The organism is Vibrio sp. SALL6, assembly GCF_002002385.1.
Taxonomy (GTDB): domain Bacteria; phylum Pseudomonadota; class Gammaproteobacteria; order Enterobacterales; family Vibrionaceae; genus Vibrio; species Vibrio parahaemolyticus.
In genome coordinates, this window is sequence record NZ_MQVK01000008.1 from 400,675 (window position 1) to 415,366 (window position 14,692).

14 protein-coding genes are annotated in these 14,692 nt (G+C 45.9%); 8 read left to right on the forward strand and 6 right to left on the reverse strand.

What is annotated here, in order from left to right; all coding sequences use genetic code 11:
* From BIW15_RS06180 to BIW15_RS06200, 5 genes are read right to left on the reverse strand one after another with little or no spacing between them, the layout of a single operon-like run.
* Complete coding sequence (locus BIW15_RS06180; RefSeq protein ID WP_005460553.1) at positions 1-561, reverse strand: hypothetical protein; 561 nt, start codon at positions 559-561, stop codon at positions 1-3.
* Positions 561-818 (reverse strand): acyl carrier protein, encoded by a 258-nt coding sequence (locus BIW15_RS06185; RefSeq protein ID WP_005460583.1) that lies wholly within the window; start codon positions 816-818, stop codon positions 561-563. Before BIW15_RS06185 ends, BIW15_RS06180 begins: the two co-directional genes overlap by 1 nt.
* Before the next feature lie 15 nt (positions 819-833).
* Positions 834-1,094: a phosphopantetheine-binding protein gene (locus BIW15_RS06190; RefSeq protein ID WP_005457487.1), complete on the reverse strand. Its 261-nt coding sequence runs from the start codon at positions 1,092-1,094 to the stop codon at positions 834-836.
* A 13-nt stretch (positions 1,095-1,107) separates the two neighbouring features.
* The gene (locus BIW15_RS06195) at positions 1,108-1,875 is read right to left on the reverse strand and encodes a 1-acyl-sn-glycerol-3-phosphate acyltransferase (protein WP_015296424.1); all 768 of its coding nucleotides are present in this window, start codon (positions 1,873-1,875) and stop codon (positions 1,108-1,110) included.
* Positions 1,872-2,600: a beta-ketoacyl synthase chain length factor gene (locus BIW15_RS06200; protein WP_015296425.1), complete on the reverse strand. Its 729-nt coding sequence runs from the start codon at positions 2,598-2,600 to the stop codon at positions 1,872-1,874. Before BIW15_RS06200 ends, BIW15_RS06195 begins: the two co-directional genes overlap by 4 nt.
* 76 nt (positions 2,601-2,676) lie before the next feature.
* Here BIW15_RS06200 and BIW15_RS06205 point away from each other — a divergent pair, with 76 nt between their 5' ends.
* From BIW15_RS06205 to BIW15_RS06220, 4 genes are all read left to right on the forward strand, one after another.
* Positions 2,677-3,075: a lipoprotein gene (locus BIW15_RS06205; protein ID WP_005460588.1), complete on the forward strand. Its 399-nt coding sequence runs from the start codon at positions 2,677-2,679 to the stop codon at positions 3,073-3,075.
* Positions 3,076-3,085: 10 nt separating this feature from the next.
* A complete protein-coding gene (locus tag BIW15_RS06210; RefSeq protein ID WP_011105739.1) occupies positions 3,086-4,171 on the forward strand; it encodes a methyltransferase in 1,086 nt (361 codons plus the stop codon).
* Between the two features lie 8 nt (positions 4,172-4,179).
* The gene (locus tag BIW15_RS06215; protein ID WP_021453657.1) at positions 4,180-5,424 is read left to right on the forward strand and encodes an NAD(P)/FAD-dependent oxidoreductase; all 1,245 of its coding nucleotides are present in this window, start codon (positions 4,180-4,182) and stop codon (positions 5,422-5,424) included.
* A gap of 191 nt (positions 5,425-5,615) precedes the next feature.
* Positions 5,616-6,356: a transglycosylase SLT domain-containing protein gene (locus BIW15_RS06220; protein ID WP_077280688.1), complete on the forward strand. Its 741-nt coding sequence runs from the start codon at positions 5,616-5,618 to the stop codon at positions 6,354-6,356.
* On the opposite strand, the gene BIW15_RS06225 is transcribed toward BIW15_RS06220, so the two are convergent.
* Complete coding sequence (locus BIW15_RS06225; RefSeq protein ID WP_031821851.1) at positions 6,346-7,698, reverse strand: hemolysin family protein; 1,353 nt, start codon at positions 7,696-7,698, stop codon at positions 6,346-6,348. The genes BIW15_RS06220 and BIW15_RS06225 overlap by 11 nt on opposite strands.
* 184 nt (positions 7,699-7,882) lie before the next feature.
* Here BIW15_RS06225 and BIW15_RS06230 point away from each other — a divergent pair, with 184 nt between their 5' ends.
* The 4 genes from BIW15_RS06230 to BIW15_RS06250 all read left to right on the forward strand — a co-directional run bounded on the left by BIW15_RS06230 (position 7,883) and on the right by BIW15_RS06250 (position 14,676).
* Positions 7,883-9,118 carry a DEAD/DEAH box helicase gene (locus BIW15_RS06230; RefSeq protein ID WP_077280689.1) on the forward strand — a complete coding sequence of 412 codons (1,236 nt, stop codon included), beginning with the start codon at positions 7,883-7,885 and terminating at the stop codon, positions 9,116-9,118.
* Positions 9,119-9,369: 251 nt separating this feature from the next.
* Positions 9,370-10,032 (forward strand): TrkA family potassium uptake protein, encoded by a 663-nt coding sequence (locus tag BIW15_RS06235; protein WP_005460581.1) that lies wholly within the window; start codon positions 9,370-9,372, stop codon positions 10,030-10,032.
* A complete protein-coding gene (locus BIW15_RS06240; protein ID WP_071651880.1) occupies positions 10,029-11,396 on the forward strand; it encodes a TrkH family potassium uptake protein in 1,368 nt (455 codons plus the stop codon). The genes BIW15_RS06235 and BIW15_RS06240 overlap by 4 nt, the downstream gene beginning before the upstream one ends.
* A gap of 295 nt (positions 11,397-11,691) precedes the next feature.
* Complete coding sequence (locus tag BIW15_RS06250; RefSeq protein ID WP_179115233.1) at positions 11,692-14,676, forward strand: M6 family metalloprotease domain-containing protein; 2,985 nt, start codon at positions 11,692-11,694, stop codon at positions 14,674-14,676.
* Positions 14,677-14,692 lie beyond the last annotated feature (16 nt).

A 14,692-nucleotide genomic window follows, 5' to 3' on the forward strand; every position in this document is an offset into this window, starting at 1 on the left:
TTAGTGTTCCTTTCGAACAAATTGACGCACGATCCACTCTCCGGCGAACAAGCTACCAGCAAGTAAGTAGCTAATCAGACCGTTATACAGCGTCCATATTTTTACTGGCAGGAAACAGGTATAGAGGGCAAAAGCGGCATTCAGTACAAAAAAAACGCACCAAACCATCGTCACTTTGCGAGTGTAAGCAACGCCGCTTGGCGGTAGTTCTGGTTCTTGTAAACGCGCGAGCCTTTCAATGATCGATTGAGGCTGTTTGAGACTAAATGCGAACACGCACAACATGCATACGTTCACAACCACAGGGTAAAACTTAAGCCACCCGTGTTGTTTAAACACCATGCCAAGCGCAACAAGAAGAATACCGACTGCGCCCGTGGTGAGCGCTAGGAATTTAAACTCTTTAAGTGGGGTCTTATTTGCGACGAATAAACGCAAAAGCAACGCAGCAATTAACAAGCCCCCAACTAAGTTCAAGCCAAATTTATCTATACCGAAGTAAACGGCGAAGGGGTAGGCAAACAGTACAATTGCAGACAGACCAGTCAGCAATTGGCGCATTAACTTTCCTTCAATAGCTCAGTGACTGCGTTAACGACATCGTCAACGGTTCTTACTGTACTAAATTCAGCAGGTTTGATTTTTTTACCAGTGACATTCTGTAGGTGCACGACCAAATCAACCGCGTCAATGCTATCTAGATCGAGATCTTGATATAAGTGCGCGTCAGGTTGGATGTCGTCTGCGTCGATTTCGAACAGCTCAACAAGCGCATCTTTAACTTGTTCAAATACTTGATCTTTATTTACATCAGTCATGAATATACCTACAACTTATTCATTAGTTTGAGAAGAAACGTATTTCGCTAGGTTTGCTACAGAAGCAAAGTGTTCGCGCGTATTTGAGTCGTCAGCATCGATGACGATGTTGTATTGCTTTTTAATTGCTAATCCAAGCTCAAGTGCGTCGATAGAGTCTAAGCCAAGTCCATCACCAAAAAGTGGCGCATCCGTTTCAATATCGTCTACGGTTAAATCTTCAAGGTTCAAAGCATTAATAATAAGTTGCTTAATATCGTTGTGTAACTGTTCCACTGGGACCTGCTTATCAATAAAAGTTTTCTGGAAAAATGTTGTCAGCTAAGTGCTGTTGTAAGCGTCGAGCCGCTATCGTTGGTGACGTAGTTTGCTTTATAAAGGGCTCAATCTCAACTTTATCCTTAACTTCAATTTTGAAAAAGGGCTTTGTTGTTGGCACCTGATACCATTTTTTCTCTTTTGTGAGAAAGCTCGGTGTCACCGTAATATGTACGACTCTTAAATCTCGTTCTGTTCTTACTGCAATTTGCGCCGCGCCACGTTGCAACTTAGGTTTTATGCCTGGTGTTGTTCTTGTGCCTTCCGGAAATATAAGCAACACGTTGCCTTTATTAAATCGTTCTTCACAAAGTGCTAATAAATCATCTGGCGCTTCGTTTGGAATATATCCGGCCGCTTTTACAATATGCTTCATAAAAGGATTCGACCAAATTGCCGACTTTACTAAACAATCACAGCGATTTAATTGTGAGGCGATTAAAACGTAATCAATTAAACTCGGATGATTGGCAACAATTAAACAATTTCGGTCTTGTTGAAGAAGGTCTGCGCCAATAATTTCATAATCAATCGCCCCGCTGAACTTCATTAATTTACAGAATGTGTTGAAAGAATATTGAATCGCGCCTTGAACTTTATATTCACGTTCGGTTTGGTCAGAGACAAAGATACGAATAGTTGGAATTACGATAAAGCTAAGCGCTAAACCACCCAAACCAAATACCGAAAAACAGAAACCCGTGGCGAGCACGCGCCAATACTGATTTAAGCGATTCATTGTTTGCGCCATTCCCAAGATTGCTGTGGGGCATGGATGGTCCACTGAGTTTTGTCTGACAAGTAGTGCTGCAAAAACGCTAAGCCTTGTGGCAAAAGGTGGCCTTGTGTTTCTACGCTGTGGCTGCTGCGCAACGTAAAATCATCACCGTTTGATAGCACCAAACCTAAGCCAAAGCCCGGATATTGCTGCTGTTCAAATTCGGCGTAGGATTCAGGTAAAGGTTCATCAAAGTCGACAAGCAGAACTTTCTTATCTGGATTGTCTGCTAAAAATAGCCACGCTTCTAATATCGCGCTTTGGAATGTATTTTCCGATGCCGCAATCGAAGTGAGAGGGATTGGCTGCTTGGTTGCGATGGTCGCTAAACCTGCCGCGGTATTGTGCACTGATTGAGAGAACGCCATTGGAGAGGCTTCTTCGCCACTGATGATGTCTGCAACCAGCGCGACACTGCGATGCAGTTCGCCATGACGGCTAGAAAACACCAGATAGTCGACCTGATGTTGCTTTAATAATTCGATGGCCGTTTGCACTGCAAGTTTACTTAATGGACTCATTCTTCTGCGCATCATTGCAGGAATATCCGCCACATTTACTTTGCCATCTTGTGGCCAATTTCCGCTTGCAGCCCATTCTTTCCATTCATCAGGTTGAGATAAACCCAGTGAATTCGCTGTCCACGCATCAATATTGAACGAAATTTTGATCTTCGAGTTTGGCATATTTGGTTAAATTGTTTATTTTACAGCTCGATACAATTTGGGCTTCACCCGAATTCATAATAAAAAGGAAATTCTTATGTCGCGCTTTAAGCTGTACATCTCATTATTATTAACTTTGCTTCTTGTCGGTTGTGGACGTGTACAACCTGTATTGAGTGTGGAGGATACTCCAGTTGCGTATGATCTTCAAAATAAACAAGTAAAAATGGCGATTGTGCAATCCGCAACTAACCGTGGTTGGACGATTGAAGAAGTTAGTCCGGGTGTATTAATTGCGAAAATTCACGTTCGTACACACTCTGCTGAAGTAAAAATTCCATACAACAACAAATATTATTCAATTATTTATCTCAACTCAGTAAATCTCAAAGCAAGTGATGGCAAAATTCACCGCAATTACAATCGTTGGGTAAACAATTTAAATGTTGATATTCAACGAGCACTTGCGTTGTTGGGCACTCAGTCTCAGCAATAAAAATTATTAAATGCAGTTAGGTTTTTTCGTGTTAAATCAAAATAATGATCCTTTTAATGCTTTTGAAGCAAAAACAGAAGCTCAAAAATTATCTTTTGCCCCTATCGTTTTCCATACCGCGAGAACGCTCAGAGATTTGGGTATATTAGCGGCGCTCGATAGCGCTGGTTCAAAAGGCATGAGCGCCATTGATATCGCCGAAAAAACAGGCGTGTCAGAATATGGTGTCAAAGTGCTGCTAGACATGGCGATAAGTGCGCACATTGTTTTGTGGGAAAAACCTAACTACTCACTGGCCAACCTCGGGTTCTACTTGTTGTACGATGGCATGACCCAAGCAAACATGGATTTCACGGCCGACGTTTGTTATGCCGCGATGATGCACCTGACTGAAGCAATCAAAGACGGCAAACCTGCTGGATTGAAAGAGCTGGGCGATTGGGAAACCATCTATCAAGGGTTGTCGACATTACCTGAGCAAGCTAAGCAGAGCTGGTTTAAGTTTGATCACTTCTATTCGGATCGTTCTTTCCCATTGCTGCTTAAAGAAGTGTTTGCCAATGAGCCAAAACATATTGTCGATATCGGTGGCAATACGGGTAAATGGGCAATGCAGTGCTGCAACTACGATAAAGATGTGCATGTGACCATTGTTGATTTGCCGCAGCAATTGGAAGTCGCAATGTCTAACGTGGCAGAGAATCAGCTCAGCGAGCGCGTGCATCCGTATCCTGCCAATATGCTTGATAAAGCCCAAACATTGCCTGATCATGCCGATATTTGGTGGATGAGCCAGTTCTTAGATTGTTTCTCTCCAATTGAAATTTTAAATATTTTGAAGAAAGTAAAGGCGCAGTTGAGCGCGGGCGATACCGTTTACGTTCTCGAACTGTTTTGGGATGCGCAGAAATATGCGGGTGCGTCATACAGCTTAAATGCCACCTCGCTTTACTTTACCTGCCTAGCCAATGGTAATAGCCGTTTCTACCGTAGTGATGATTTCCTAGAAATTGTTGAAGCAGCAGGTCTCTCTGTTGTGGAAAGAACGGACAACATTGGCCTCGGACATACCTTATTAAAACTCCAAGCAAGCTAGTATAAAGAATGAAAACAGAGCACAAGCAAGTTGTCGTCGTTGGCGCAGGTCCTTCGGGTTCCACCGTTTCTGCGTTGCTAAAATCTCGTGGTATTGATGTTGTCGTGATCGAAAAAGCGACGTTCCCTCGTTTCTCAATTGGCGAAAGCTTACTTCCAGCTTGTATGGAGGTGGTTGAACTTGCCGGAATGACAGAGGCGGTGAAGCAGCATGGCTTCCAATTCAAAGATGGTGCGGCGTTCCGTCGTAACGGGGTCTACACCCACTTTGATTTCACTGACAAATTTACCGCAGGACCAGGCACCACATTTCAGGTTCAACGCGCCAGCTTTGATAAAGTGCTCGCTGACAGCGCCGCAGAGCAGGGCGTCGATATTCGTTATCAGCATGAGCTGGTTAGCTTGGCGTTTGAAGGCAAAAAATCGCGCTTAGAAGTGGTTGGGCCGGATAAGCAGGCGTACCAAATCGAAGCCGATTTTGTTTTGGATGCGAGTGGTTTTGGCCGAGTGCTGCCGCGTTTGCTGGATCTGGAAGAACCTTCTTGCCTTCCACCAAGAAAAGCGATCTTTACGCATATCGAAGATCATATTTCACCACAAGAGCCAGAGTACGATCGCAACAAAATTCTGATTTCAGTCCATCCTGAAAATCACGACGTATGGTACTGGCTCATTCCATTCTCGAATGGTACGTGTTCGTTTGGTGTGGTGGGTGAGCCTGAGTTTTTCGAGCAATACCCTGAAGATAAGCTTGCAGCTTTGCAGCAGTTGGCTAATGAAGAGCCGGGTTTGGCATCTTTATTGCGAAACGCGAAGTACCCAAATCCTGCAGGAGAGTTGGGTGGCTATTCAGCGAACGTCAAACGCTTAGCCACAGAACACTACGCGCTGCTTGGTAACGCGGGCGAATTTTTGGATCCGGTATTCTCATCGGGTGTCACTATCGCGATGAAGTCGGCTCAATTTGCTGCTGATTGCGTTGTGCGTCAATTGAACGGCGAAGTGGTTGATTGGCAAGAAGAGTACTCAGAACGCTTGATGGTTGGTGTCAACACGTTCCGCACTTATGTGGAAGGATGGTACAACGGCACGCTTCAAGACGTGATTTTTTACCAAGCTCCAAATCCACGTATTAAACAGATGATCAGTGCAATATTGGCTGGTTACGCGTGGGATACCGAGAACCCATACGTTAAGCAAAGTGAACAACGCTTGTCGACGCTGGCTGAGTTAGTGCGTGGCGAAGGTTTTTAAATTACTCAGAAAAACCATTAAAAACATCTCATTAGCCCCATCTGTGATTCATAGATGGGGCTTTTTATTGCCTTGATTTTAATAAGGTTATTCATTTTTTGGTGGGTTATTGAACGTTGAAATTGTTCTAAAGGTGACTTTAGTCACATAAATGTTTGTTGTAGCTGATATTTCTATAAAACTTGTAGGAAATGGATTACATTTTGGGAGTGTTCCCTCAACTTGGTTATGTCGTGAAAAAGGTATCTAAGCGACTGTATAGATTAGTAAAGTTTAAAAAACGGCAGCCACTCAAAGCTGTACTGTTTTCCTTTACTTCCAAGTTGAAGGGCAGGCAACAGCGCCTCATTAAAAAGCTTCCTTTTTATCCTCAACGTTCCCATCGATGTATTTTTTCTCCCGAGCCATTTCAAGAGCCTTCTGAGCATGTTTTGGCGTGGGGACAGCGAGTTAGCCCAGTATTCAAAAGCAAAGTGGTCGAAATTTGCTCTGAGCTAGAAATCAACCCGAATCATCTAATGGCTTGTATGGCCTTTGAGACGGCTGAAACGTTCAGCCCTAGCATTAGAAACGGCTCTGGGAGTGGTGCGACAGGTCTGATTCAGTTCATGCCCGCAACCGCGAAAAACTTGGGGACGAGCACTAAGCATCTCGCCATGATGAGCGCCGTTGAACAGCTCGATTATGTGAAAGCTTACTTTTGGCCTTATCGACACCGAATGTCTTCGTTGGAAGATGTTTACATGGCGATTCTCTACCCCGCGGCAATCGGGAAGTCACCCTCACACGTGCTGTTCAAACAAGGTTCGATCGCTTACCGACAAAATGCAGGCATCGATCGTCACAACAAAGGGAACATTACGTTGAGTGATGTTTCTTATAAAGTTAGGCAGAAGCTGGCGAAAGGTTTGCAGCCTAACTTTATGGGTTAGCGTCGCCATCGTTGGTGTCGGTGGTTGTTTCCGACTCTGTCTCTCGGCTCACTTTAACTTGCACAATCCGGTGATGTTTGACGTTTAACACCTCAAACTGCCAGCCCTCATAGTCGACCAACTCTCCTGCATGTGGAAGGCGTCCTAGCCACCAAGTTAAAAAGCCATTGAGGGTTTGAAAACCTTCACTCTCTTCGCCTTCAATTGTGGTCAATCCCAGTTTGTATTTGAGTTCGTTGAGAGGAATCAGCGCATCCATCAACCAACTGCCGTCTTTTTGCTGCTTCGCCCAGATTTGTTCTGGTGCCATTCCTAATTCGCCAGCGATGGACTTGAGCAAATCGTATAAGGTGACTAAGCCTTGCACGTCGCCATATTCATCAACAATAAATACCATCTCTGCGCTGGTTTGCTGCATGTAGTTCAGTAGAGGCAAGCCTTTCATCGATTCCGGTACAAAGCGCGGATGTTTGAGCAATTTACCGAGTCTCGAAACAGACAGGTGGTCGTACTCATCAAGCAATACTTTTGAGGAGATGGTACCGATGATGTTATCTAAACCACCTTTGCACACTGGCCAAACTGAGTGTTGAGTTTGACGTAGGTGTTTGAGAATCGCATCCAGCGGCAAGTTGGTGTCCAAAAAATGGATGTCGCAGCGCGGCGTCATTAAAGACAGGGCTAAACGATCATTGAGGTGCAGCAGCTTGCGGATCATCAGTTGTTCTTGCGGTTCGATGGCTCCTGATTCCGAACCTTCATTGACGACGGCAAAGATGTCTTCTTCTGTGACGATTTCGCCTTGGTTTTCGTTTTGGCGCAGAAGTTTAAGTAACGCATCTGTCGACACGGTAAGTAAGAACACAAAAGGTCTGGCAAGTTTGGCTAACCAATGAATCGGATAGGCGACCACAATTGCGATGCTTTCCGCGTTGTTTTGCGCAAAACGTTTTGGTACGAGCTCGCCGATGATGATCGCGAAGTAAGTGATCAAAATAACAACGCTGGTAGTCGCAAGAATGGTGGCGACTTCGCGCTCTAGCCCTTGGGCAACGAGCCAGTGTTCAAAAGGAATGGACAGCGTCGCTTCACCAAAAATGCCACTGAGTAGACCGATGGCAGTAATGCCGATTTGGATAGTCGAAAGAAACTGGGTAGGGTTGTTTTTTAGTTCTAAAGCGAGCGCAGCAGGTGCGTTGTCTTCGGCCATCATTTTTAGTCGGCCGCTTTTCGCCGCGACTAACGCAATCTCAGACATAGCGAAAATGCCGTTTAGTGCGATCAATCCAACAAGCAATAAAATGTCCATGGAGCCTTCCAGTAATGCACACGTTAGCAGCATAACGAGATTCTTACGCGAGAAACGTGAGGTTGTGAATAATTCAACGCGTCATGCCAACAGAATGTCTTATTAAAAGGATAGAGTTCATTTGTTGAATGTGGTTTTCGCGTCCAGACGAATGATTCTGTTACTTGACTGGGATTCTGATAAACTACGCGCCCATTTCCTCTTTAGAGACGTTTCTATGCCATTTTCTAAGCTTGGTTTAAGCGCACCAATTACGGATGCCGTAACGGCGCTGGGTTACGAAAAACCGACTTCTATCCAACAAAAAGCGATTCCAATTGTGCTGCGTGGCAGCAACTTGATCGCGGCTGCGCAAACAGGCACGGGTAAAACCGCCAGCTTTGTGTTGCCAATCTTAGAAAAGCTCAGCCAAGGTGAGACGCAACGTAAAAAGCGCGCTCGTGCCATCATTCTTACGCCAACGCGCGAACTGGCTCTGCAAGTGCATCAAAGTATTGAAGCGTACGGGAAGAACTTGCCACTGCGCTCAATGGCGATGTTTGGTGGCGTGGAATATGCGCCGCAGAAACAAGCGCTGATTGAAGGCGTAGATATTGTGGTGAGCACACCAGGACGTCTGATTGATTTATACGGCCAGCGTGCGATCCATTTTGATGAAGTGGAAATGCTGGTATTGGACGAAGCCGATAAGATGCTTGATATGGGCTTTATCGACTCGATCGATAAGATCATCGATTGCATGCCAGAAGATGTTCAAAGCTTGCTGTTCTCGGCTACGTTGTCGAACCCAGTTCGTGATTTGGCCAAAAACGCGATTGTTGATCCTGAAGAGATTACGATTGCAAAACACAGCGCATCTAAGTCGAACATCAAGCAGTGGATCACCACCGTCGATAAAGACATGAAGTCATCGCTTTTGAGCCACATGCTGAATGAAAACGACTGGTCGCAAGTGCTGATCTTTATTGAAACAAAACACGGCGCGGCTAAATTGGTTAGCCAGCTTGAGAAGCGCGGCATTGTGGCTGAAGCGTTCCACAGTGGTCGCAATCAGCGTGTTCGTCAGGAACTGATTGAGAAGTTCAAAGCGGGTGAAATTCAGTATCTGGTTGCAACTGGCGTTGCCGCGCGTGGTATTGATATCGACAACTTACCTGTAGTAATTAACTACGATTTGCCATTCCCTGCGGATGAGTACGTACACCGTATCGGGCGTACTGGCCGTGCTGGCGCGCAAGGTGAAGCGATCTCTTTGGTATCGAAGGATGATTTCAAAAATCTGTGCATGATTGAAAGCCGTCTGGGCCACTTGCTTGAGCGTGTTGAAATCGAAGGTTTTGCTCCAAGAAAGCCCGTGCCGATTTCGATTTTGAATTACGTACCTAAGAATAAGCGTAAACCGCAAGACAATCGTCCGCGTCGTGAGCATTCTGAACAACGTGACTCAAAATAGTCTGCTGACACATTGAAAGCAAAGCCGCATTCGTGCGGCTTTTTTGCGTTTAGAACCGTCGAAAATACAATGGATTTTGTCTGGTTTGTCGGTCGTGATGAGGAAAAAAGTTAAATCGTGTCATACGCTTAACACTCAAAATGCAAATAACTGCGTAAATGTTTTGTCAAATTTCTGTCCTCATATTTGCAGAAGGGCAGGAATAGGCGCAGACTTTCGCGCTTGCTAATGAATGCATAAATGAGGCACGAATGAAAACAGGTGATAAGCAATTCGCTGTTATTGGTCTTGGCCGATTTGGTTTGGCTGTATGTAAAGAATTACAAGATTCTGGGTCACAAGTCTTAGCGGTCGACATCAATGAAGATCGAGTGAAAGAAGCCGCAGGTTTTGTGAGTCAGGCCATTGTGGCAAATTGTACTCATGAAGAAACGGTCGCAGAGCTCAAGCTCGATGATTACGACATGGTGATGATTGCCATTGGTGCAGACGTGAATGCCAGTATTCTTGCTACTCTGATAGCAAAAGAGGCGGGTGTAAAATCGGTATGGGTAAAAGCTAACGACCGATTCCAAGCTCGCGTTCTGCAAAAAATTGGCGCAGACCACATCATCATGCCAGAGCGCGATATGGGCATTCGTGTGGCGCGCAAAATGCTGGATAAACGCGTACTCGAATTTCATCCATTGGGCAGCGGATTAGCGATGACAGAGTTTGTTGTTGGCTCGCGTTTGATGGGTAAAACGTTAAGCGATTTGGCGCTGTGCAAGGTCGAAGGCGTGCAAGTGTTGGGCTTTAAACGTGGCCCTGAAATCATCAAAGCGCCTGATATGAGTACCACGCTTGAAATCGGCGATCTCATTATTGTGGTTGGCCCGCAAGACAAGTTGGCAAACAAGCTGAAATCATTATGACGCAATTTCATCAGAGAGGCGTTTTTTACGTCCCAGACGGCAAACGAGATAAAGCGAAAGGTGGCGAACCGCGCATTATATTGCTGAGCTTTCTCGGAGTGTTATTGCCTTCTGCTGTTCTGCTTACGCTACCGGTTTTTTCGGTTTCTGGTCTGTCTATTACTGACGCGTTGTTTACCGCGACTTCAGCCATCAGTGTGACTGGGTTGGGTGTGGTCGATACCGGCCAACATTTTACGCTCGCGGGTAAAATTCTTCTGATGTGTTTGATGCAGATCGGCGGCTTAGGGCAAATGACCTTATCTGCGGTGCTGCTCTATATGTTTGGGGTGCGCTTGAGTCTACGTCAGCAAGCGTTAGCCAAAGAAGCACTTGGCCAAGAAAGGCAAGTCAACCTGCGTCGTTTGGTGAAAAAGATCGTCACATTTGCGCTGGTGGCAGAGGCGATTGGTTTTGTCTTCCTCTCGTATCGTTGGGTGCCAGAAATGGGGTGGCAGACGGGCATGTTCTATGCGCTGTTTCATTCTATTTCGGCTTTCAACAATGCTGGCTTCGCTCTCTTTTCTGACAGCATGATGAGTTTTGTCAACGATCCGTTAGTGAGTTTCACCTTATCTGGTCTGTTTATCTTTGGCGGCTTGGGTTTCACTGTGATTGGTGACGTTTGGCGACATTGGCGTAAAGGTTTCCACTTCTTACATATTCACACCAAAATCATGTTGATTGCCACGCCGTTACTGCTGTTGGTGGGAACGGTGCTGTTTTGGCTTTTGGAACGTCACAACCCCAACACCATGGGGTCGCTCACTACTGGCGGGCAATGGTTGGCTGCTTTCTTCCAATCAGCCAGTGCGCGGACAGCGGGTTTTAACAGTGTTGATTTAACGCAGTTCACGCAACCGGCATTACTCATCATGATCGTTTTGATGTTGATTGGTGCGGGTTCGACCTCTACGGGGGGTGGTATCAAGGTGTCTACTTTTGCTGTCGCGTTTATGGCGACGTGGACGTTCTTGCGTCAAAAGAAGCACGTGGTGATGTTTAAGAGAACGGTAAACTGGCCAACGGTAACGAAGTCACTGGCAATCATTGTGGTGAGCGGAGCAATTCTCACCACCGCGATGTTTTTGTTGATGCTGACGGAGAAAGCTTCTTTTGACAAAGTGATGTTCGAAACGATTTCTGCTTTTGCAACGGTTGGGCTTACTGCAGGTTTGACGGCGGAGCTTTCAGAACCAGGTAAGTACATCATGATCGTCGTGATGATTATTGGCCGTATTGGGCCTTTGACGCTCGCATATATGTTGGCGAGACCAGAACCAACCTTGATTAAGTACCCAGAAGACACGGTTCTTACTGGATGATTTGTCAGTAATAAGCAAAATGAACGTAAAATAACGCTTTGAATTTAAAGTGATATTTTGACTTTTTTGAGCGCCGATTGGTCATCGGCGCTCAAACATTTATAAATAACGTGGTCTTCTGCTCAAATTTTCTTTTTGATCCCCTTGTCAGCATTCCCTTATCCTTTCATTTCTGTACCATTCATTCACTTAATTTATATCTAATGCGTAAATAACCATCAGGTAACCGCTCATTAAATTGATGGGTATCTGAGTTCGTTTTACGCATGGTGAATTGAAAAGATGGAGCCGTACTTTGAAATTCCACACCCTTGCCTTGACCATGCTGACTGCACTTGTTGCCGGAAACAGTATGGCAACGACACCACCATCGCCAATTTGGCATCCGATCACGCTGAGTGACGGAAGCAATAGCGAGGCGATTTTACGCGGAACTGCTGATTTCCATTGGTTTGAAGACAAACAAGGCAATGCCTTGATTCAGGAAGATGGTGTTTGGTTTTTTGCTCAGATCCAGCGTAATTCAGACTCCCCTGAGTTGCTCTCGACTGGTATTGAGAAAACCCAATCCAGTGATGCGCCTGATTCAGCGAAGTTTCGTCCTGACGTGCAAGTTAAGCCGGAGCTGTCTTCGTTAAAAGCGATTGAACCTATGGCTCGCCAAAACTTATTGCGCACGGCACAAGGTTATCAGGCGATGAGCAGCTCGAGCGTGAAGCAGCAGCCTCTGTTGGTTGTGCAGGTTTCTTTTAACGATCAAGCGATGGTGCACAATTTCGAGCAACGTGTTTTCGACACGAATGGCCAAAGCGTTGTGGATTACTTTGATAAAAACTCTCAAGGTAAATTCAAAGTCGTCCCAGCTATCGAGAGTTACGGCACCGCGAATGATGGTGTGATCAATGTGTCCGTGGCACAAAGCCACCCAAATTGTCACTCTAGTTCTAGCGACACCACATGTACGGCCAAGCTGAACGCCGTGTTTACAGAGGCCTACCAAAAACTGGATCCGTACTTCAATCTTTCTGCTTACGACAGTAACCAAGATGGAACCGTTGAACCTTCAGAGTTGTCAGTGATGTTTATCTTTGCTGGTGGCGACCGTTCAACCGGATTCCTTGACCGTCCTGCTATCTGGCCACACAAATTCTCTCACAATGATGTCACGCTAGATGGCAAAAAGATCACTGACTACTGCGTGTTTGCTGACTACCAAGTTGATCATCAAGCGACGTTGGGTGTGATCGTACATGAGCTTGGCCACTTAATGCTTGGCTTGCCGGACTTGTACGCAAGGAACAGTGACGCTTCGATCGGTTCTTGGGGCGTGATGGGTGCTGGTTCATGGGCGAAGAAACCGGGTGATTCGTACTCAGGTGATACGCCCGTTAACATGAGCGCATGGAGCAAACACGCGGCTGGTTTCGTTGTACCAACGATCACTCATGAAAGCCCGACGCCTATTTCCGTGAATAACGACGACGTCAAATTGGTGTATCTCGACCCATACTTAAAAGAGTTTGGCCCACGCGTGTATTTGGAAAACCGTACCTTTAGCGGTTACGACCGAGCATTGGCGGCAGAAGGGGTATTGGCGACGTCTGTGAACGTCCAGAACCGCTTTAACGATGTTGGCGCGATGCAAGTTCAAATCATGCAGGCTGATGGTCTGAATGAGTTAGAAAATGATGGAAGTAGTGATGCCGGCGATTTGTATCCTAACGGTGGCACTGAGATTTCCGACACTTCTAATCCAGGACTTCAAGCAATTGCTGGGTTTGAAACTGGTGTTCGTATTTCTAACATTGCTAGCGGTACGAATGGCGGCAGTTTCTCCCTTGAGCAAGCGAGCGAGCCAAACAAATCGGCTTGGCTGAACTCTCTCTATCAAGGTTATGTGTTTGCTAGTAGCACAAATACGCTGGCGGTTTCACTAGATTTAAATAACGCTACAGAACTGGATGGTATTCAGCTGTACGCGCAAAGAAGCAGCCTTCAAAGTGACATGACTTACCGAGTATGGCGATTCCCATTCTCAGGCAATGCGGGTTACCGTTTGGTGTTAGACCAAGACAGCGCTGAACTGCTACAACAAGGTTCTTTCCAAAAATCATCACGAATCTTATTCCCTCAGCCAAGCCAACTAAGTGCGGGTCAGCATCTGTTGGTGGTGGAATTGGAAGGCGGTGAGTTTGAAGCGAACTTTGATTTCGGTCGTGTTCTAAAATCAGAAAAATCCTCTTTACCTGTGATGTGGACAGGCAGCAATAGCGACATGTACACATTTGGTTTGAATCAGACAGGCTTCTCTTTCGTGCCGTTTGCCGCGCTGCTGAATGTGGATGCGAGTCATGTCGTTGAGGCAAAAGCAGACTCATTGCAAACCGATAAGAACAAGTCAATCGAGTTGAACTTGATGGACAATGACTTTATGGCCGTTGGTTATCAGTTCAATGTGGACATCGTTCAACAACCAGAACATGGCACCATTTCGGGTAATCAGTACCAACCTGACATGAACTTTGTTGGTTTGGATCGTTTTCAATATCGTTTGTTGTCGATTGATGGTGCCTACTCATCTTCAATCGTGAATGTTCAGGTGGAAGTGCTTGGCAGCAACGAAGTGCCAGTGGCCGTGATTAATGTTGATAATCAAGACATGACGGTTGGGCAGCGAGTCACGTTGTCTGCATTAAATAGTACGGATGCTGATGGTGATGTGTTGAGTTATCGATGGGAGCAGTTGGCTGGCACTTCAGTTTCTCTTGGCAATGCAACCAGTGTTAGCGCAAGCTTTACGGTGCCTCAAGGTGCAAAAGCGGGTGAGGTTCTGACATTCCGTCTTACGGTTGAGGATCCAAGTAACGAAACTTCCAGTGCGACCATCGATTTAACCGTGCAAAACTCAGCTCCAATTACGCTAGCGGATACGGCGACAGTCGCCGTCGGTGAAAGCATTGTGATTGATGCTGCGGGCAATGATTCGGACGTGAACGGCGATAAACTGGTTGTACAAAGTGTACAAAACTTAACGGGCGTAGGAATCGCGAGTGTAGAGAACGGAAAAATCCGTTTTCAAGCACCGGATAGTCCGGCTGACGGCATCAAGCTGCAGTACACGGTTTCGGATGGCAAAGGCGCTACTGCAACGGGGCAAGTGACCGTGACGGTTGTTGCTTCTTTGAAAACAACGACGTTTAAAAACTCGGAGGGTGGCGGCAGCGTTTCTTATTGGGCTCTGATGTTACTCGCTGTATTGGGCTGGCGACGCCGCGTCTAAAACGGTATTAAATTTA